This is a genomic window from Thermococcus gammatolerans EJ3 (assembly GCF_000022365.1).
Classification (GTDB): domain Archaea; phylum Methanobacteriota_B; class Thermococci; order Thermococcales; family Thermococcaceae; genus Thermococcus; species Thermococcus gammatolerans.
Genome location: NC_012804.1, coordinates 896,901 through 918,889, shown reverse-complemented (window position 1 = coordinate 918,889; position 21,989 = coordinate 896,901). Strand labels below are relative to the sequence as shown.

Annotated in this window: 10 protein-coding genes; 9 read left to right on the top strand and 1 reads right to left on the bottom strand. The window is 50.7% G+C overall.

Annotation, left to right across the window (positions count from 1 at the left end):
• Positions 1-28: 28 nt before the first annotated feature.
• From TGAM_RS10965 to TGAM_RS04920, 9 genes are all read left to right on the top strand, one after another.
• Entirely contained in the window at positions 29-2,902 is a 2,874-nt protein-coding gene (locus TGAM_RS10965) for a protein kinase domain-containing protein (protein WP_015858590.1), read from the top strand.
• A gap of 2 nt (positions 2,903-2,904) precedes the next feature.
• Complete coding sequence (locus tag TGAM_RS04955; protein WP_015858589.1) at positions 2,905-4,032, top strand: pentapeptide repeat-containing protein; 1,128 nt, start codon at positions 2,905-2,907, stop codon at positions 4,030-4,032.
• Positions 4,033-4,044: 12 nt separating this feature from the next.
• Positions 4,045-5,247 (top strand): ATP-binding protein, encoded by a 1,203-nt coding sequence (locus TGAM_RS04950; RefSeq protein ID WP_015858588.1) that lies wholly within the window; start codon positions 4,045-4,047, stop codon positions 5,245-5,247.
• Between the two features lie 26 nt (positions 5,248-5,273).
• Positions 5,274-6,065 carry a hypothetical protein gene (locus TGAM_RS04945; RefSeq protein ID WP_148206269.1) on the top strand — a complete coding sequence of 264 codons (792 nt, stop codon included), beginning with the start codon at positions 5,274-5,276 and terminating at the stop codon, positions 6,063-6,065.
• 172 nt (positions 6,066-6,237) lie between these two features.
• A complete protein-coding gene (locus tag TGAM_RS10960; protein WP_015858586.1) occupies positions 6,238-15,351 on the top strand; it encodes a DUF2341 domain-containing protein in 9,114 nt (3,037 codons plus the stop codon).
• 55 nt (positions 15,352-15,406) lie between these two features.
• Complete coding sequence (locus TGAM_RS04935) at positions 15,407-16,963, top strand: PEGA domain-containing protein (RefSeq protein ID WP_015858585.1); 1,557 nt, start codon at positions 15,407-15,409, stop codon at positions 16,961-16,963.
• On the top strand, positions 16,938-19,754 hold the full coding sequence (locus tag TGAM_RS11030; RefSeq protein WP_169302025.1) for a PEGA domain-containing protein: 2,817 nt from the start codon (positions 16,938-16,940) through the stop codon (positions 19,752-19,754). Before TGAM_RS04935 ends, TGAM_RS11030 begins: the two co-directional genes overlap by 26 nt.
• 4 nt (positions 19,755-19,758) lie before the next feature.
• On the top strand, positions 19,759-20,325 hold the full coding sequence (locus tag TGAM_RS04925) for a hypothetical protein (protein WP_015858583.1): 567 nt from the start codon (positions 19,759-19,761) through the stop codon (positions 20,323-20,325).
• A 1-nt stretch (position 20,326) separates the two neighbouring features.
• Positions 20,327-21,478, top strand: coding sequence for an ATP-binding protein (locus TGAM_RS04920; protein WP_015858582.1), 1,152 nt, complete (start codon positions 20,327-20,329; stop codon positions 21,476-21,478).
• Here the strand turns inward: TGAM_RS04920 and TGAM_RS04915 are convergent.
• Positions 21,475-21,957 (bottom strand): hypothetical protein, encoded by a 483-nt coding sequence (locus TGAM_RS04915; RefSeq protein WP_015858581.1) that lies wholly within the window; start codon positions 21,955-21,957, stop codon positions 21,475-21,477. The two genes, TGAM_RS04920 and TGAM_RS04915, sit on opposite strands and share 4 nt — an antisense overlap.
• Between the last annotated feature and the right edge of the window lie 32 nt (positions 21,958-21,989).

Genomic DNA, 21,989 nt, shown 5'->3' with positions numbered 1-21,989 from the left:
AAATGACCCCTTTATAGGAGGTGGTCTGATGCCGTACTGGGCCAAGACGTACGGGCCGGGCGTTGCTAAAGCCGTTGCGGTTGATAAGAACGGGGATATTATTGTGGCTGGGTATGTGGAGAAAGACGACAAGGACGACGGTTTCGTCGCCCGACTGGACAGGGACGGGAATGTGAAGTGGTTCAAAGTATACGATACTGGAAGTAAAAAAGAATATAAATGGGATAGATTCAAAGATGTTAAGATTGCGTCAAATGGGGACATTATTGTAGTGGGTGATACTGACAGCTTTGGTGCTGGAGGTGAAGATGTTTGGGTTCTCAGGCTTGATTCTAATGGCAAAGTGAAGTGGCAGAAAACTTATGGGGGTCCTGATCATGATTACGCCAATGCCGTTGCAATTGCAGAGAATGGAGATATTATCGTTGCAGGTGAAACCAGAAGCTTTGGAGTTGGAGAAATTAAACGGTGGGGATTTACTTCAAACGTTTGGGTTCTTCGGTTAGATAGCCAGGGTAATGTTAAGTGGCAGAAAATGTACGGTGGGAGCGACGACGATGAGGCTAACGCGGTTGCCGTTGCTCCAAACGGTGACATCATCGTGGCAGGCCACACTTCCAGCTTTGATGGAGCTTGGCTCTTGTGTCTTGATAAGCACGGCAACGTAAAATGGCAGAAGGTATACAAAGTGCCTCAAGAATGGGCAGGATTTTATTCCGTTAGCGTTCTACCGAATGGAGACATTGTAGTTGGGGGCCGAGTCACTTTGGAGGAAGAGAATGAAAAACTAGTACTGCCGTGGATTCTTAAATTGGATTCAAATGGAAACATTAAATGGCAGAAATCCTACAAAGGTGATAGTGAGGATCCAAGTGACAAAGTTAGCATTACCACTTTACCAGATGGAAGTATTGTTGTCGCTACTTGGACTTGGGAATTCAGTGCTGGCGTGCCTAATGTTTGGGTTCTGAGGCTTGATAAGAATGGAAACGTGAAATGGCAAAAAACATTCAGTAAAGGTGATGATGATAAGGCCAATGCGGTTGCAATAACTCCCAATGAGGACATTATCGTTGCAGGCAGGACTTACAGCACTGGCACTGGTGAGAATATTTGGCTTCTCCGCCTTCCACCAGACGGAAACCTGCCTGGCTGTGACTTCTGCAATGATTCAAACGCCCAAGTAATGGACACTAACGCTGAGGTTCATAACACTCACTGCGAAGTTCTGAGCGGTGTGAGAAAATACCAGGTTGAAGTGGAGGAAGGCTTAATCTTTAAGAAGAAACGAAAGGAGTGGCGCACAGAAAAAGCTCCCTTAGTGGTTATGAACTCAAAAGCGACAGTCAAATCACTAAAAATAACCCCAGAGGTTCAGTATTACTTTAATCCAGAAATAAAACAAAACATCCAGAACTCCATCTCCTTCAACATTCCCCAGCTCGTCGAAGGCGCCGACTCAATCATTAAGCTCACAGCCAAAAACGACTTCACGAACTCCCTCAAACTCTCCCTCGATTTAAGCTCCAACGACTTCCTTGACCTTGAAACCACAAACCTCGAATTCCCCGAGCTGAAGAAGGGCCAGAAGGTCTCAAAGAGCCTCGTGATAACACCGAAGTACGCCGGGAGCTTCGATTTCCGCGTCAAAATCAAAGCCATAGCCGACGGCATCGAGCTTGAGACCGAGAAGGTAATCCCGGTCGAAGTCGCCGAGAGGACGGCTCAGGCCTACGCCATGCCTCAAACTCCAGCAACACCACCAACACCCCAGCCAGTAACCCCAACTCCAACACCCTCCCCCGCTGGAGTTCAGCTCCCAGCAGATTTCCCGCCCCAGCTGGCATACAAATACGCCGACGTCGAGCTGATAGGCAAAGGTGGCTTCGCTCGCGTGTATAAGGCCAAACGCAAGGACGGCAAAGTTGTGGCAGTAAAAATCCCGCTCAGCCTCGACGAGAACACTGGCAAAGCCTTCCTCAGGGAAATAACCAACTGGCTCCACCTCAAGCATCCGAACATCGTCCGCCTGTACGATGCGAACATCCTCCCGATTCCCTTCCTTGAGATGGAGTACTGCGAATCCTCGCTCGAAAAGCTCCCCAAGCCTTTACCCGTTGAGGTTGCCTCATACATCGTCTTCAACATAGCGGAAGGCCTGAAGTACGCGCATTCAAAGGGCATAATCCACCGCGACCTGAAGCCCTCAAACATTCTCCTCAAAAATGGCACGCCAAAAATCTCCGACTGGGGACTGAGCAAGGTAATGACGGAAACCCATTCAACGACTTTAGCCAGCTTCACGCCCTTCTACGCCTCTCCCGAGCAGACTTCAAGGCGTTTCGGAAAGCCCGACCACAGGAGCGACATCTGGCAGCTCGGTGTCATCTTCTACCAGCTCGTCACTGGAAGGCTTCCCTTCGAAGGAGACGACCTGATTGAGGTCGTCTCAAGGATAGCCACCGACGAGCCGATTCCGCCGGGCGAGCTCAACCCCGAGGCAAAGGACGTCGAGCACATAATCCTCACCTGCCTGCGGAAGGACATGGAGGAGCGCTACCAGAGCGTTGCGGAGCTTCAGTTCGAGCTGGCTACCTATCTCGGCGTGCGCTATAAGAGAGAGCTGAAGCGCTCAATAACCGTAAACGACGCCCCGAGGGCGGCCTTCTACGCGGGCAAGCTGATGCTGATGTTCCTCAAGATGGGGGACCTCAAGGAGGCATACAAGTACGCAAGCGACCTGAAGTTCTACGCGCGCGGAGAGCTCACAAAGGACGTGGAAAGCTTGGCGGAGCAGATTAAGCTCAGACTTGAGGAAGGCCTGAGCTTCGCCGGTGAGGAGCTCTTAGCGAAGGCCGAGGTAATAGCACACAAGGTGAGCCTGGGGTTTGGGGAGGTGTAACGTTGAGGTGCGCCTATGAATACTCCCACTCGGTGAAGGAATGCCCGAGAGAGGCCGTGGGTGATCTGCCCTACTGCATCTTCCACCTCCCGGAGGGGGGAAAGGACTTCGAGGGAGCGATGCTGGAAGATGAAGACCTGGAGGAGGCCTACCTCAGCGAGGCGAACCTCAGGGGTGCCAGGCTCAGCGGTGCAAACCTTCGGTGGGCCGACCTGAGCGATGCGACACTCGACAACGCAGACCTCAGCTGGGCGTCCCTCGTTGGGGCGGATTTGAGCGGTGCGAGTGCCCGGGAAGCGGACTTCACCCGGGCGGATTTGAGGGACGCCGACCTCTCGGCGGCCGTTCTGGAGGGGGCCAACCTATCACTCGCGGATCTCAGGGGCACCAACCTGATCAGGGCGAACCTCAGGGGGGTTGACCTGTACGGGGCGATTCTCGACGAGACCAACGTTCTGGGTACGGACCTGAGGGGGGCGAGGCTCTATGGGGCTTCCCTGAAGAACGTCAGAAACCTCGAAAACGCCCTCATCGACGTTGAAGCCGTTGAGGAGAGGGAAGGTGACAGGCTGGTGGGGGAGGGCAACTTAGGGGAGGCCATTGCATCCTACAAAAAGGCCTTGTCGGTTTACCTTGTGCTGAAGGAGGCCTTCAGGCGGGGCGGACTCTACGACAAGGCGAGTGCATATTCCGTTGGGGAGTGGAGGGTTCGCGGAAAGCTCCAGAGGGTGGCCCATCTCTCCCCCGACCCGGAGGAGGTTCGGGATTTCGTTCCCCTCTCCTCCAGAACGGGAAAGAGGTGGCTGATTTTCATAGAGGGCAAGCTCAGATGGCTGGCAAACGTGCTCTACCGTCTCACGTCGAACTACGGGGAAAGTCCCTGGAGAATCTTCGTCTCCACGGTGTTCATCATCGCGCTCTACTCGTTCCTGTACTGGATAACCGGGGCGGTGGGGAGCTCATCGATGGTGGAGTGCCTTTACTTCAGCGTGGTGACCTTCACCACAGTCGGGTACGGAGACGTGACGCCGCTCCCCGGCTACAGACTGCTGGCCGGGAGCGAAGCCTTCATAGGAGCGTTCCTGATGGCGTTTTTCGTTGTTGTGATGAGCAGAAAGCTGATCCGTTAGGAGGTGTTTGAGATGCCCGTCGATCTGTCCGGACCCCTGATGTCGGCCTTTAGGAAGGCCAAGAAGGAGTTTGAGGAGGCAATAAAGAAGGGCGATAAGGAGACCGCCAAAAAGAAGGCCCTTGAGTGCGCAAGGATACTGAAGCAGCTCTCAAAGTACGACGAGTTCAACCGCGAGAGCTACCTGAAGAAGGCGAAGAAGTGGGAGGCCATAGCGAAGGAAGTCGAGGAGGGTCACTACGGCGTCAAAAGGAAGCAGAAACCGATAAAGGAGGGTGGAAAGAGTGGCAGGGGAGGAAGCGAAGCGGGCGCAGACGAGGGAGACCAGTTCAAGCGCTACGTGGAGAACCTCATTGCCAAGTCGAAGGTGAAGTGGAGCGACATCGGTGGGCTGGAGGAGGTGAAGAGGCTCATAATGGAGACAGTCGTCATCTCGGCCCTGCAGAGGCCCCAGTCCATCCAGCCCTGGAAGGGTATTCTGCTCTTCGGCCCGCCGGGAACTGGTAAGACTCTTCTTGCGAGCGCCGCCGCAGGAAGTTTGAACGCGACCTTCTTCAGCGTCAAGGCCAGCAACGTGCTGAGCAAGTACTTCGGTGAGTCCACCAAGATAATAACAGCCCTCTACGAGGTCGCCCGCGAGAGGGCCCCGAGCATAGTCTTCATGGATGAGATAGACGCCCTAACGACCAAGCGCTCCGGTGAGCAGAGCGAGGCGAGCAGGAGGATGCTCTCTACCCTTCTCACCGAACTCGACGGCTTTCAGGACAAGAAGAGCGATATTCTTGTCCTAACCTTAGCCGCCACGAATACTCCCTGGGACCTGGACGAGGCCGTCCTGTCGAGGTTCCCGAGGAGGATCTACGTGCCTTTACCCGACAAGAAGGCCACGAAGGAGATCATCAAAATCAACACGCGCGGGCTGGACATAAGCAGGCTCGACCTCGATGCAATAGCGGAGGAGAGCGTCAGAAGGCTTTACTCGGGCAGGGACATCAAGAACCTCTGCCAGGAGGCGGTGTGGAACATGATTCGCGAGGAGAACCCGGACCTCCACAAGCTGGCGGAACTGCCCTACGAGAAGCTCAGGAGGCGCTCGCTGCGGACGAGACCGCTTGAGATGAGGGACTTTGAGGAGGCGTTCAAGAAGATCAAGAGCCCGCTGACGCGGAAGGACATTGAAAGATATGAGAAGTGGGCGGAGGAGTTTGGGGGGTGATTTTATCTTTTTAACAAATTAGGGTGATGCTTGTGAGGGGTAAGGATATGATCTCTATTATGGTAGTTCTGTTAGTCATACTCTCTGCGAGTGGATGCTTGGGTAACACCAAGAGTGATCATGGATGGACACCAAGTACACCAAGCGATACCCCTATTCTAAAAACTCTCTTTGAATCCGTAGGACAAACTCACAAGGAATTTTATCTTGATTCGGATTCCACTATAATTATAACAATCAAGTCCAGTTTCAACATTGAGAACACTTCTTTCAGGTATATAGGCATAATACCCTCCAAGGAACTAATGAACTGGGAAAAACATGTCTTCAATCCAAGTCTTGTCAACTTTTCGTGGATCATTTGGAACGCAAAGGATGGAAGTTATAGAGTTCACCTCCAAAAGGGGGAATATTACTTTGTGTTCGGGGGAGTACTGCCCAAACAGAAGTATCTACTGGGGGATACCGTGGTAGTAAAGTCCTACAAATACCTCGCCAGCAAGATTCCCATGGAATGGCCGGATGATACCAACGTTAATCTTCATCTGAGCATACGGGAGGCAGGAACAGTTGAGGTATACTTCTTCAGCGAGTACGAGTTCAAAGTTTGGAAGGAAGGAGGCACTGCAAGGGCTTATTTCATCGAGAAAAGGGCCACCAGCGGTGTTTACCACATATCAAACTTTCTCAACCCGGGAACGTACTACCTAATCTTTGGAAATTCTAACAGCGGCGTCAAAACCATTGACTATGCAATATACGTTGATCATTATCCAAATTTTGCCGTAAGTCTGGAAATCAGGAGGGAACGACAATGAGGCAACATCCGGAAATATCAAATGTCCAAAACAGAGCCGTAAAGTCAACTGAACGATTCCCGTATGTATTGAGATATCCTAAAACACGAACGAAAGGTTTTTGGAATCCTATGTTCTCATTATTTTCAATCGGTTATATTGATGAGCATAACCAACACCTGAATGGGAGGAGATGAACATGAGGAAGTACCTTGTGGTGATATGGGTTGTGTTACTGATCTCAAGCTTGATCCCTCCAACCCAGAACCAGAGTGGACTCGTCTCCGCAGGGACGGTTGACTACAAGTACAAGTACGTGTTTCCTCTGGTTCATCTGAAATCGCTGTGGGGACCGAGCTGGTATGGGAGTGGGATCGTTGTATACGCCACTGATCCAGATACTGTTATTATAATTGACGGAAATTTCAATGGTCTAGATGACTCTGATACCGAAGTTCAGCTCACGGCTGGAGAGAGGGTTTACATAGGGGACTTTCCGGATGTTTCATCGGATTTCAAGAAGATATACTGGGATAGGGATCCCATTGCTCTGTATTCAAACAAGCCGATCCAGGTGGAATTCTATTACCTCTCTGCAGACTTTGGAGACTATGAAGATGGCGGCCTCGAATACTCTGTACCAATGCCAGGAACCAGACTGCTCGGAGCTAATGTAAGATGGCTGTACATCACTCCATTTTCTCAGGATGCTACTGTCTACATAAACGGAGAGTATGCGGGTAATGTAAAGTTCGGTGATGTCATGATTAGAAACTTCACAACGCCCCAGACCGTCGTGATAACCTCCGATGAACCTGTGGTCGCGGTAGCGGCCTATGGAGACGCGGACGACCGCAGCAGAACGTACGCATTTCCGCTGATGCCCCCGATGACCGGAAAGTTCCTGATACCCTGTTCCGAGAAGGAGTACGCAACTGATGCAAACGCCGTAGAAGTCAACGAGTACTACGTGGTGGTTAACTCGAACGGTCAGATCGTCAAGAACGAGAGCCTCCCAACTGATCCGGAGGTGCTCTCCCTCTCGGACTCCGCGGTTTTTGTGTTCAGGACATACTACTACAAAGACCCCTGGGGAAACGATGCACCGAGGTACGCAATGAGCGCAACGGCGGTGAAGCCAGCCGAGAACTCAACGCTCTTCGGCTTCATTTACCCCGTGGGAACTCATACTGTAAATCACGAGCTCGTATTCTACGCCGAGAGCGACGTAAAAATATACAAAGACTATGGAATAAACGGAACTATCGACTACGTGGGGACGTTACCGGGAGGCCACATATACCGTTTCTCCGACAGGGCCGACAACCCCAGCGAAGCAACCGCTATATACATCGTCGGCAACATTTCGGGAGACTACATCCGCATTGGCGGATGGGCGGGACAGATAGAGGGAGCCAGCGAGATAGGGAGTTCCCCCCTCCTAACACCGAGCTCTTTCCAGCAGGATCAGATTGATCTCAATCGTGGCCTGGTTGCGTACTACTCCTTTGACCACTGTGACGCTCGGGACGATAGCGGTAACGGGCACGATGGGACTATCTACGGGAATCCAGAGTGCATTGATGGAGTTATCGGGAAGGCGTTTGAGTTTCAAGAATACGGGGACAGGATTAAACTCCCACACGCAGATCTGGACGGATTAAAATATGTAACCGTAAACTTCTGGATCAAAACAACAAATGGGGTTCAAGGCATTCTCACAGGAGCAAATTATGACTGGGATAATGAATTTCTAATATTCATGGGCACTGTCCCCTCTGATCCCATGTACGAAGAATACATGGGTAGAATCAAATTCCATATCCATGGCAAATCCATAATGTACTCTCCACCCATTAACGATGACAATTGGAAGATGGTGACTGTTGTAGTAACTCCAACATCCTCCAAAATTTACATTAATGGAAACCTCGTAAACCAGAGCGACGAGGGTTCCGGAGACGGGATTAAAATAGCCGAGGATGGACTGTGGATAGGAAATGATCAAGACTGCGTTGGAGGATGCTGGGACTCCAGCCAACAACTCAAAGGTTTACTTGACGAAGTCCGCATCTACAACCGTGCTTTAAGTGAGGGGGAAGTTAAGGCTCTGTACGAGCAGGGTGTTGGCAAGGTTGTTGAGTACCTCACTCCTGAGGACCTTTCCCTGTGGAAGTACTACCGTGAAGTTACTATAAAAGAGCAGTCGGGCGAGACTTTAGAGAACTTCCAGGTTTTAATCGAACTCGATTCCACTAACTTCGACTTTTCTAAAGCCAAACCAGACGGTAGCGACATCAGAATCGTTGACGAGAACGGCAACTTTTTGCCTTATTGGATTGAGGAGTGGAACTTGACGGCAAAGAGGGCAAAGATCTGGACGATAATCCCAAGGATTCCCGCTAATGGAGAAGTTAAGCTGAGGCTCTACTACGGGAATCCAAACGCCCAGAGCAGAAGTGATGGGGACAAGGTGTTTGAGTTCTTTGACGACTTCATTACCCTAACCAAGAACAAGTGGAAAACTAGTTATGCAAAAGCAACTGTGACAACGTATGACGGAGACTCAGTCGTGAAAATTTCAGAAACTGACAATACAAAAAACAATATATTATACGCCCCAGTAGACCTCACAGTTCCATTTATAATAGAGATGAGAGGGATACAACCTCTACAGTATTACAGGAATGACCAAGAGGGTTTGGGAGTGTTCAGTGATGGTTTTGATGATGGAGGTCATCCATTCAATGGATATTTAGGAGAGAGTTCTCCATATCCAGATGGAACATGGACAATAACAAAATTCAAAGGTGACGGAAGTTATGTTAATCTAAAAGAGGGGGAAGGCTCACCAAATTTGGAAAATTGGAGAATTCTAAAACTAGCAATTAATAAGGAAGGCATTATCAAATACTGTGTAGATAACTGGTGCCAGAGTGCTCAAGATGGAGAATTCACGACATTCAAGTACATTATGATATGGACAGACAACGAAGACCCAAATAAGCCATTCTACGCAGACTGGATCTTCGTCCGCAAATACGCCCCCAAAGACCCCATCGCAACAGTCGGAGAGGAACTCAAGGTCAAAAAGCCTCCGTACTGGGTTAGGAGCTACGGTGGGAGTAATGAAGATGTCATAAACGATGTTAAGACCCTGCCAGACGGAAGCATTATTGCCGTGGGATACACAAAGTCAAGTGGAGCTGGAGGAAATGACGTCCTCGTAATGAGGCTTTCGTCTGATGGTAAAATAATATGGGCAAAGACCTATGGAAGCAGCGGATCCGAAGAGGCATACGCGGTTGCCGTTGCTCCAAACGGTGACATTATAGTGGCAGGCTACACCAACAGTTCCGGGGCTGGAGGTAAAGACATCTGGCTCCTACGCTTGGATGAGAACGGGGGCATAAGATGGCAGAAGACCTATGGGGGAAGCAATGATGAAGTTGCTAAGGACGTCTATGTATTGTCGTCAGGAGATATCTTGGTTGCAGGAGTAACAAACAGCTATGGTGCCGGGGACAACGACCTATGGATGCTAAAATTGAACTCGGATGGTGATATCCTTTGGCAGAAAAGCTATGGTGGAAGCAGTTCCGACAGCTCTACTAATGGGTTAGATTATGGCAGAGTTATAGTAGCCGGTTCCCCAGATGGATACACATACCTTATTGGAGATACTACCAGCTTTGGCGCTGGAGGGGGAGATGTCTGGGTTCTCAAGCTGGACAGCTCCGGGAATGTGTTGTGGCAGAAGACTTATGGGGGAAGTCAATGGGAGAGACCTCAGGATGTGGCAGTCACAGACACGGGAGATTTGATCATCGCCGCATGGAGTTATAGCTTCGGCGTTGGTAAAGATGATCTCTGGGTTCTCTACTTGGATGAAAACGGCAGTATAAAATGGCAAAAAACCTATGGCGGAAGCAACTATGACTACGCAAACGGTATCCACCTGACTTCCACAGGAGATATCATTGTTACGGGCGGAACTACCAGCTTTGGTAACGGGTATACCGACTTTTGGGCCCTTAATATTGACAAAAATGGAAACGTAAAATGGCAAAAAACATACGGGGGAAGTGACTGGGATGAGGCTACCGCGGTTGCCATTGCGGACAACGGGGACGTTATAGTGGCAGGCAGGACTGACAGCTTCGGCGCTGGTAGTTATGACGTTTGGGTTCTTCGCCTTCCACCAGACGGAAACCTACTCTACTGTGACCTCTGTAGTAACTCAAACGCAAGCATCAGCACCCCAAACGTTCAGGTGAGCGACTCCAGCGCGACTGTCCAGGACACCAACGCGAACGTGCAAACTACTTATGCCAGTCCCGGATCAGTGGATCTCACCGTGGAGACCCAGTACATCTCCATCGGAACCCTTAGCGTCACTACAAACCCCTCTGGAGCAGAGGTTTACATCAACGGAACCTACGCCGGAACAACTCCCCTCACCACAAACCTGTCAGTGGGAACCTACGAGGTAACGCTCAAAAAAGAAAACTACACGGATTATAAAACAACTGTAACGATAAAACCCGGAGGGAAAACGGCACTCAGCGTGAATTTAACACCCACAATATCGCACTTAACCATTAAATCCGATCCCTCGGGGGCAAGCGTTTACATCAATGGAACTTACAAGGGTGAAACACCTTTGACTCTTGATTTAATGGCCGGAACATACACGATAAAGCTCTCCAAGGAGGATTACAAGGATTACACGACGACGATAACCCTCTCACCCGGGGAAAACAAAACCTTAAACATCAAACTAACCCCCCTCCCGGCACATTTAACGATTAACTCAAATCCCTCCGGGGCGGGGGTCTACATTAACGGCACTTACCGGGGCGTAACCCCCCTGACGCTAACCCTCCAGCCCGGAACTTACAGTTTGAGGGTCAGCAAGGAAGGTTACGATGACTACACCACAACGATTACCCTCCAGCCAAACGAGACCAGGACGATCTCCGTTGACCTGACCGTAGCCCACGGTTACCTGACGGTAAAAACCGATCCGTCAGGAGCAGAGGTTTATATAAACGGAACCTACGCCGGTTTAACACCCATCGAGAACCTTGAACTCTCAATAGGCAAGTACCAGCTCCTCCTCAGGAAAGACGGCTACGAGGACTACTCCACAACCGTAACCATCGAGGCGGACAAAACCACGGTCGTATCGGCAACGTTAACGCCCTTACCGGGCACTCTGGACGTTTACTCCACTCCCTCAGGGGCCGATGTCTACATTAACGGGACGTGGGTCGGGCAGACACCCCTCCAGAACTACAAAATAAACGCGGGAGTGTACACGGTAAAGCTCACCAAATTCGGGTATGAAGAGTATACTCAAACCGTGGAAGTGTCACCCGGGGGAAAAGTTACAGTTAACGCCGTCCTCCAGCCCTTACCGGTGAGTTTGACGGTAAACTCCAATCCCTCCGGAGCAAAAGTCTACATCAACGGCTCATACAGGGGTGAAACCCCCCTAACCCTTAGCCTCTTCCCGGGCAAATACTCAATCCGGGTCAGCAAGGAGGGTTACACCGAGTACAGCACAACAATAACGCTGAATCCCGGAGAGAACAGAACCCTTAACGTCGATCTAACGCTAAAACCGGGCTACCTTGCTGTCCACACAACCCCCTCCGGGGCGGCGGTTTACCTCAACGGAACTTACATCGGGGACACGCCGATAGATGGATACCCTGTTTCACCGGGTGTGTACTCGCTCGGGATCGCAAAGAGAGGCTACGTAACCTACATAACCAAGATAACTGTGGAAGCCGATAAAACGACCGAGGTAACGGTTACGCTCACCCCATCCTCCGCGATCCATGAAGGTAGCGGAAACGTATCCTGGCAGTGGCCGAGTCCCTCATCAGTTTCGACCGTCGACACTACCCCTGACGGAAAGTACGTCGTGGTGGGCTCGGGAAACGATGTTTACCTTCTCGAGGGCAACGGATCGGCTCTGTGGAGCTTTAGGGCCGAGGACACAATAAGTGATGTCGCCATCACGCCCGACGGGTCGATGGTCGTCGCCGGTTCGGTGGATCACAACGTCTACGCCTTCAACAGGAACGGGGAGCTCCTCTGGATGGGCACCACCAAGTGGGAAGTGTGGAGCGTTGCGGTGTCGGACGATGGAAGGTACGTAGTCGTGGGCTCCCGTGATGCTTCGGTATACGTGTTTGACGGTAGAACGGGAGAGCTACTGTGGAGGTATCCGTCGAGCGGTGGTATCCCCTCGAATGCGGGCGTTCTCGACGTGGAGATATCAGGTAACTACATAGCTGCTGGAACGCAGGACGGAAAGCTCTACCTCTTGGGGACAGACGGAACCCTCCTGTGGTCACGTGTGCTACCGGGCGAGGTCAGGGACATCGCCCTCTCGGCCAATGCAGAGTACATAGCCGTGGGCTCGTATTCGGACTACGTGTATCTGTTCACGAAGTCTGGAGGCCTTCTCTGGACATACTATACCGGGAACGACGTTGGAACGGTGGCGATAACCTCTAACGGAAACGAGGTTTTTGCGGGGAACTGGAACGGACATGTTTATAAGTTAAGCAAGGGTGGAAAGCTGCTGTGGGAGAAAAATCTCAATAATGGCGGCGTTACCAAGGTGCTGCTGACTCCGGATGGAAAATATGCCATCGCCGGAACGCAGCGTGGACTCGTTGTCCTTTTTGATTCAGAAGGAAACGTAATCTGGGCCAATTCTCTCGGTTCAAGAGTATGGGACATGACCCTCGCCAGGGAAACCGGAAACGTCGTCATAGGTGCGGACAAAGTGTATTACATGAACCCGATCGAAGAGATCCAGATGAAAGCAGACGCCGAAAATGCAATCCAGCAGGCGGAGAACCTCATAAACTACGCCGTAAATCACGGAATAAACGTGAGTGACGCCGAGAATATGCTGAACATCGCAAAAAGTGAGTATTCTTCAGGACTGTACTCTGCCGCGAAGGAACACGCAGACCAGGCCTATAACTTAACCCAGGAAGCCATCTCCCAAGCGAAAGAGGACGCGTGGAGCGCAATTGAAGACGCCAACGAAACTATAAACCAAGCCAGAACCCTCGGTCTTAACACGTCGATGGCAGAGTCACTTCTATCAAAGGCCCTTGAGAACTATACAGGAGGATATTATCCGACGGCTGAGGAGATCGCGAGAAACGCAGAGAATGCGGCAATGAACCTCCTTAAGAGATACAACGCCTCAGTCGCCATAGAGAATGCAACAGAAATAATAAAAATGGCCAAGGACGCGGGGGCGAACACAACCTATGCCGAGGACCTCCTGAACCAGGCGAGGGAAGCCCTCAACAGCGGAGACTATACAAAGGCCCAAGAACTGGCTGAACAAGCCAAACTCGCGGCTATGAAGGCGGAGGCTGAGGCTGTAATTAAGGACGCTGAGACCACAATAAACGAAACCGTTGAGAAGGGGATAGATGTCTCCGAGGCCCAGTCGCTCCTGAACCAAGCGAAGGAGGCCCTTAACAACGGCGAATACAAGCAGGCAAAGGAGTACGCCCAGAAAGCCAAGGAAAGCTGTTTGAACACACTCGCCCAAGTCCGGACTCAGGCCACAGAGTCAATAAACGCTGCGAACCAGTCAATCGTCAAAGCTGAAGGCCTGATTACCTCAGCTGAGGACGCCGGCATTGATACCAAAACGTACGAGGACAAGCTCAATAAGGCCAGAGAAATGCTCAGCACGGCCGTGGATCTCTACAACGCTGGCAGGTACACCGACGCCATAACAAAGGCCGAAAGCGCGAGGACGAAGGCCGAGGCTGTGGTCTCATCACTCAACGATAAGCTCCAGTCGTACAGGGAAGAAGCCCTTAACAGAATAGCTGAGGCAAATGAGACCATAACCTGGGCGGTGAAGCACGGACTCGACGTTGGAAACGCAAAGAACGTCCTAAACGAGGCCGTCGAGAAGCTTAGGGGTGGCCTGTACCTGGAGGCCTCTACCCTGGCCACGCAGGCGCTGAGCATGGCCAATAAGACGGTAGAGAACTACAGAATCGAGGCTGAAAATGAAATCAAACTTGCCAATGAGACCATAGAAAACGTGTCAAAAACCCTGTCAACGCTCGAGAAGCTCGGCTTCCCCGTGGACGAGGAGAAAAACAAACTTCAGCTGGCGATGTCAGTGCTAGATTCAGCAAGAACCCTGTACAGCGAAGGGAAGTATCCCCATGCCACAACCAACGCACTAAAGGCAAGGAACTCCGCACTCTCGATACTGGGAGACCTCAAAGAAGTCGAGAAAACTTACTCGGAGAATGTCATCAACAAGGTTACCGCAAACCTCACATCCCTCCAGAACGAGGGGATCGGATGTCCATATGGAAACTCCACGTTAAGACTGGCGAGGGAGCGCTTCAATAAGGATGAGTACAGGGAGGCTCTCAACCTTGCGGTGGAGGCCCTTGGTGCGATCGATCAGTGCAGAGAGGAAGGCACCTCTCTAAAGAAAGACATAGAAAGCGTCCTCTCCGAGACAGAAGACATGAAGAAGAAGGGCTGTCCCGTTTCAGACATCGAGGAGAGCCTTAACAAGGCCCTTGAGTATCTCAAAGCGGGGAACTTCACCGCGTCAAGAGGAGAGCTCCAGAACGCTGGGAACACCCTCAACGAGAGAGAAAACAAGTGCAATGAGGTACTGGCTGACATTGACCAGGCAAGGAAGGCCATCGACTCCGCAAAATCCTTAGGGCTTGATCCCTCCGAAGCGGAAAATCTCCTGAATGAGGCAGTTGAAAAACTGAGGAACGGGGACTTTGAGAGCGCAAAGTCGTTCGCACTTAACGCGGCAGAGAAAGCCAGAGACGTTGACGGGGACGGTATTCTAAATGAGGAGGATCCGTTCCCATCGATTAACAACTACATCCTCTACGGTGCGGCTGGGATTGTTCTGCTGTTGCTGATAACCCTCGTGGCACTCCTCGTGAGGAGACAGCGCCTCAGGAGGCTATATGGAAGCATTGTGACAACTGTGAACGCAGCCCTCAACGGCCTCATTCCCGAGGAAGCCGAGGAGAACAGGAAAGCGCTTGAATCCCTCCTGGAGTCGGCAAACAGGGAGTACAGAAAGAAGAACAGAAGTGAACTTCAGCGCATTAAGGAAGAAGTCCTGACTCATATTCACGCCATCGAAGAGAAACGGAGAGAATATAGTGAACTCAAGGAGGCGATTATCAGAGAGATAGACTCCCTCTTAAACCCCGGGCAGACTACTGCCGAGACCGCAAATCCGGAAAATTCGGAGGAATGAGCATTTTCGTTTTTGCTTTATTATCCTCTATGACAGTAGTCAGTGGGGTGGTAGTATGAGGAAACTCCCAGTTGCGCTGATCCTGCTGATCGCGGTTGCCCTGTTGGGGGTCAGTGCCCCCGGGATTGAGGCCGATGGGAGTCAGGTTTACTGGGTTAAGAGCTATGGCGGTAGCGGTGATGAGGTTATCAATGACGTTAAGGTTCTGCCGGATGGAAGCATTATCGCTGTGGGTTCCACAGATTCAACCGGAGCTGGAGGTAAAGATGTCCTCGTCATGAAGTTTTCGCCAGAAGGAGAAGTAGAATGGGCAAAAACTTACGGAGGGAATAAAGATGATTATGGTAACGCGGTTGCAATAGCTGACAACGGGGATATCATAGTGGCTGGAGGAACTTCCAGCTTCGGCGCTGGAAAAAGTGACGTTTGGGTTCTCAGGCTTGATGCTAATGGGAACGTGAAATGGCAGAAGACCTACGGCGGAGGCTCCAATGATGTGGCTAATGCGGTTGCCGTTGCAGAGAACGGGGACGTTATTGTCGCAGGTTATACGGAAAGCTTCGGCGCTGACTGGAAAGACGTTTGGGTTCTCAGGCTTGATGGCCAGGGAAACGTGAAGTGGCAGAAGACTTACGGCGGGAGCTATTGGGAGAAGGCTTTCGCGGTTGCCGTTGCAGATAACGGGGACGTAATAGTGGCAGGCTACACTGATAGCTTCGGCGCTGGCTATTATGACTTTTGGGTTCTTCGCTTGGACGAGAATGGGAACGTGAAATGGCAAAAAACCTACGGCGGGAGCGGTCGGGATGAGGCTCACGCGGTTGCTCTCGCGCCAAACGGAGACATCATCATCACAGGCTCCTTCACAGTGCGACTTGATGCAAACGGAAACGTGATCTGGGCAAAAAACGTTGGCAGTAACGCTGTTGCTCTCGTACCAAACGGAGACATTATTGTAGCAGGCTACACTGAAAGCTTCGGCGCTTATGATGACGTTTGGATCCTCAGTCTTGATGAGAATGGTAATGTTAAATGGCAAAAAACATACGGCGGGAGTGACGAGGAGGAGGCTTATGCAGTTGCCGTTGCAGATAACGGGGACGTAATAGTGGCAGGCTACACTGATAGCTTCGGCGCTGGTGGCAAAGACGTTTGGGTTCTCAAGCTTCCGTCCAGTGGCGGAGTACCGGGGTGTGAAGTTTGTAAAGCGTCTAACGTTGAGACAGCGTTCCTCGGGATTACAATAGGCACAAGTGAAGCAACAATTTCACAACCATCGATTAAGGTAACGGAAAACATCTATGTTTACCCAACTCCATGGAATCCTCATATAGAAACACAATGCGCAGGACTCAGAGCGACCTTGAATGTTTATTCCACTCCTCCTGAATCAAATGTCTATATCAACGGGACTTACAAAGGAAAAACCCCACTAACTTTGAATTTAGATCCCGGTAGATACCTTGTGAAAATAGTTAAAGATGGATATCGGGAATATTTGGTCAACGTGACCCTAAGCAGGGGAGACGTGAAAAATATCTCGGTGACATTACAACAATTAAAAATAGAGAATGTCTGGCTCCATGTTGGGGGAAAAACGTCTAATAGTTAAGAACAATTCAGGTCTGTACTTAATAACGCTTCTGAATGTTGACATGGATATGGATAAAGTTACAGCACTGGTAGAAGTTTACAATATCGCAGAAAAGACTAACGAACATATCTTACTTCATGAAGGAGAGCGCGCCTACAACAGTACTCTTAAAGGATTTGACATGAGATTAGATTCAGTATTTGTGGGCATTGACGACAGTACAATTGCAAGGATTACATTCTATCTTGTCGACGATATGAACTTAACAACTCTTGGCACATTGACTTTTAAGTCCACTCCATCAGGAGCAAGTGTGTATTTAAACGGAGATTACAAAGGGACAACACCCTTAACATTGTCCCTTCTCCCCGGAAATTATTCGGTAAGGTTTTCAAAAAATGGCTATTATGACTATACAACAAAGGTAGCCATCTCCGCGGGTGAGAAGAAGACGATAACAGCAGTACTCACGCCAGAATTCGGATATCTAAAAATTACAACAGAACCTCCAGGGGCGAATGTATACATTAATGATGAATACATTGGTAGAACACCAATTAGCCATTATAAACTCTCAACCGGAGCCCATACGGTAATCCTCAGGATGAAAAATTATGAAAGTTACGTGACAAATGTAACAATACATCCCGGTGAAGAGACAAACTTAGCAATTACATTAACGCCTCTTCCATCACACTTGATAATAAACTCAGTTCCGTCTGGATCAGAAGTCTATGTCAATGGAACGTATAGAGGTAAAACCCCACTCCATCTGACTATTAAGCCTGGAACCTACAATCTAAGGGTATCGAAGGAAGATCACGGTGAGTACACCACGACTTTCATGCTCCAACCAAATGAAACTAAAACTCTTAACATTACTCTGACTCCAAACTACGCGCATTTGACTATTAAGTCTGATCCACCGGGAGCAAGCATTTATATAAACGAAACATACAAAGGGAAGACCCCATTGACTGTTGATCTAATGATGGGAACTTACTCAATAAAACTCTCCAAGGAGGGTTATCAGGATTACACGCTCAAGGTAACCCTCTCGCCCGGGGAGAGTAAGACACTTTCTCCGAGTCTGACACCAGCTTATGGATTCTTGAGCGTTACCTCAGAACCCGCTGGGGCTGATGTTTACATTGATGGTAATTACGTCGGAACAACCCCTCTAACGAATTACAAGCTTTCTCCGGGCGAGCATGAAGTGAAGATCAAAAAGGATGGTTACAAGGAGTACACGAAAACCGTGACCATCACAGCGGGAGAAAAGAAAACGTTGAGTACTTCCCTCGTACTCCTACTCCCACCAACCTCAAGCACCACAACAGCCTCAGGAATCACAACCACATCAACCACTACAACAACTACTACCACAACTCCTCCCGCCTTCACTTCAGAAACTCCTGCTCCAGCTCAAACCTCAGGCGGTTCAAACTTTAACCCAATCTACATCGCAGGAGCACTAATCGGACTCCTCTTGGTAGGTGGTGTTATGGCGAAAGCTAGAGGCGGAAAATCCAGAGAGAAGCCGAAGCCAGAGCCGGCACCGATAGAGGATAAAAGACCTGAAGAACTGGCGGTGCCAGCGAGGAAGCACGCCCACCAAGAAATCCCAGTCCCGGGCTTCCCGCCCGAGCTCTTGGATAAATACGAGCCCCTCGAATTCCTAGGCGAAGGTGGCTTCGCCAAAGTATTCAAGGCCAGGAGAAAGAAAGACGGAAAGATCGTCGCCCTGAAAATCCCGCGCATTGATGAGAGGACGAGCAAAACATTCCTCAAAGAAATCACGGCATGGTTGCAACTCGACCATCCGAACATCGTTCGCTTGTATGACGTTGACATCCTGCCAGTTCCCTACCTTGAGATGGAGTTCGTTGAGGGTGTTAACGTCGATGGAAAAACGGTCAGGGATCTGGGAGGATATCCGAAGCCCGTTGACGAGAAGACTGCTTTGAAACTCATCAAAGGCATCGCTGAGGGCCTCAAACACGCACATTCAAAAGGCATCTACCACCGCGATTTGAAACCGCTCAACATCCTCTTGAAGAGTGACTTAACGCCAAAGATTACCGACTGGGGACTGGCGAAGCTCGGGACGATGAGCTCTGGCAGGAGCGTCCTTGGATACACCCCTCTCTACGCTTCCCCCGAACACCTGATGCCGGGCAAGTACGGGCATACCGATTGGAGAACCGACATCTGGCAGTTAGGCGTTACCTTCTACGAGCTGTTAACCGGCAAACTACCTTTTGAAGGCTACACTTACGAAGAAGTCTTCGGCAAAATAACAGATGAGAGCTACCGCTTCACGCCACCCTCAAAGATTAATCCAGCGCTTGCCAAGTACGACGGCATCTTCGAGAAGCTCCTCGCGAAGAGGAAGGAGGAGCGGTACCAGAGTGTTGAGGAGTTTCTTAAAGACTTGGAGAAGCTTGATGAAGTGGAAAAAAAGAGGGCCGAGCTGGAAAAGGAAGTCGAAGAGCTCAAGAAGACCCTCTCAAAGAGCGTTCAGGCTCTCAAGAGGAGCACCACAGTTGAGGAGACCCTGAGGAACAGAAGGCTCGTGGTTGAGACGCTCGGCAGGCTGGCTCTGGCTTATGCCGAGCTCAACAGGAAGGCGGAGCTTTTGAACACCCTCAACGACCTCAAGTTCTACACGGTTCAGAACCTTGTCGATCTCACCAATGCGATAAACACGGTGGAGCTTCTCATCAAGGAGAACCTTCCGGTGAGTGACGACTTCATAGAAAGACTTAAGGTGTTGATTCACAACATAAAGAGGGAAAACGGGGCGTGATAGCGTGGTTCGGTTCTGGAAGTCCAAGGAGGAGAGGGATATCGAGCGCAAGGTCAGAATGAGGAAGGCGAAGATGGCCCTTAAGCAGTACATCAACAACCTCGAAAACCTGAAGAGAAAGGTCTTCCTCCAGGGAAAGGAGGCCGCAAAGCTCGGCGACGAGGCTCTCCTAAAACGGAGTGCCATGAAATACCTCGCCCTGGAAGAGAGGATAAAGCAGGCAAAGAGGCTTCTCCTCCTCATGGAGGAGGCCGAGATCCAGAGGGAACTCGTGAAAGTGTCGGCCAACTTCATCCAGTTCAGCAGGGACATCGTTGAGAGCATAGCCGAGGGGCCCGGGGCGGAGGATGTGGCCAAGATGCAGGTTGAGTTCGAGAAGGCAATGACAAAGGTCGAGGGGCTCGATGATGCTCTGAGCACGATGCTCGACCTGACGAGCGAGAGCATACTGACCGGAGACTTCGACGCCGAGACCATAGAGGAGGCAACTTCGCTGTTTGAGGCCTCAGCATCCTCAGACCTGGAACCGAAGAGCAGGTTGAAACAGATTGAAGACGCGATGAGGGGTTGATATGCAGTCCCTCCACCTCTCACTTTTTGAGGAATTCAAGAGGAAGTACGAGAGGGCCCTCGGCAGGGGTGATCCTGAAGCCGCGAGGGACTATGCTCTTAAATGCGCTCGAATCCTTAAGGCTCTCGCCGAGAAAGTCCCGGGGAAGAGGGAGTTCTACCTGGAAAAGGCGGAGAGCTGGGAGAAAGCTGCGCGGGAGCTTGAGGCAAGGCCTCCGAGCCCGGTGCCCCAAGGCAACACTCGGGGAGCGGGTTCAGAAGATGAGTACCGCACCTACGTGGAAGGGCTCATATCCACCTCAACAGTCACGTGGAATGACATAGGTGGGCTTCACGAGGTCAAAAAACTTCTGGCTCAGAACGTCGCACTAGCTTTCGCAAAGAAGCCCGAGGCAATAAAACCTTGGAGAGGAATCCTTCTTTTTGGGCCACCGGGGACAGGCAAAACGCTACTCGCAAGCGCCGCCGCTGGAAGCCTGAAGGCAACCTTCTTCAACGTCAAAGCCAGCGACGTTCTGAGTAAATACTATGGGGAGTCATCGAAACTGATAAGCGTCCTCTATGGAGTCGCAAAAGAAAAAGCACCGAGCATAATTTTCATCGATGAGGTTGATGCATTGAGCCTGAAAAGGGAGAATGTCCACGAGGCAACGAGAAGAACTCTCGCCACCCTTCTGGCTGAGATAGATGGTTTCAAAGGCGATGGAGAGAAATTCGTGCTCACACTGGTGGCAACTAACACCCCCTGGGACCTCGACGAGGCTCTGCTCAGCAGGTTCCCCGTAAGGATTTACGTGCCGTTACCGGACAAGGAAGCGGCCAGGGAAATAGTGAGGATACACACCCGGGGGCTGGACACGAGCAGGCTCGACCTTGAGGCAATAGCAGAAGAAAGCGTTAGACGGCTGTACTCAGGAAGGGAGATAGCCAACCTCTGCAGTATGGCCATTCATCACATGCTGGAGGACGTCAATCCAGAGCTGGCCGATTTAGAGAGACTCTCCAGTGCTGGAATCAAAGACCTTCAGCTGAAGGTCAGGCCGCTTGAGATGGAAGATTTTGAGATCGCGTTCAAGAAGATCAAGAGCCCGCTGACGAAGAAGGACATTGAACGCTATGAAAAGTGGGCGGAGGAATTTGGAGGACGAAATTAGCGGCAGAACGGCCCCTCGCAGGTTCTTCTTCCCTTCCCGGTCAGTACATCAAGGCTGTACTCACTTCCGTCGAGGCTGTCGAGGATTAACCTCTCACCATTCTTCTCATAGAGCCAGAAGACCTTGTAGGCGAGTTCTTCTCGAACAACCTCAATCCTTGGGAGCCACCACGAGATTACGCGCGAGTTTCCCCAGGTTATGGCGCTCTCAAAGGCCTTCATTCTGGCTTCCTCATCTCCAACGAGCGGGTTCATAACGACCTTTTCATCCACCTCCCACTCATAGAGTTCTATGAACCTGTCCCCTCTCTCCGCGCCGAGTCGGTAGAGGTCAACGTAGGCGAAGTAATCGAAGACCTTATCCCTCATTCCCAACCTCTTGTAGTAGAGCCTGAGGTGGTATATCCTGTATGGATACAAAACGAAGCCTGATTCTATCTCAGGACGGAATATAGGGCGCATGACTTTTACCCGGTTCATGCTCAACACCGTAACGGTTTGTACTAATTCAG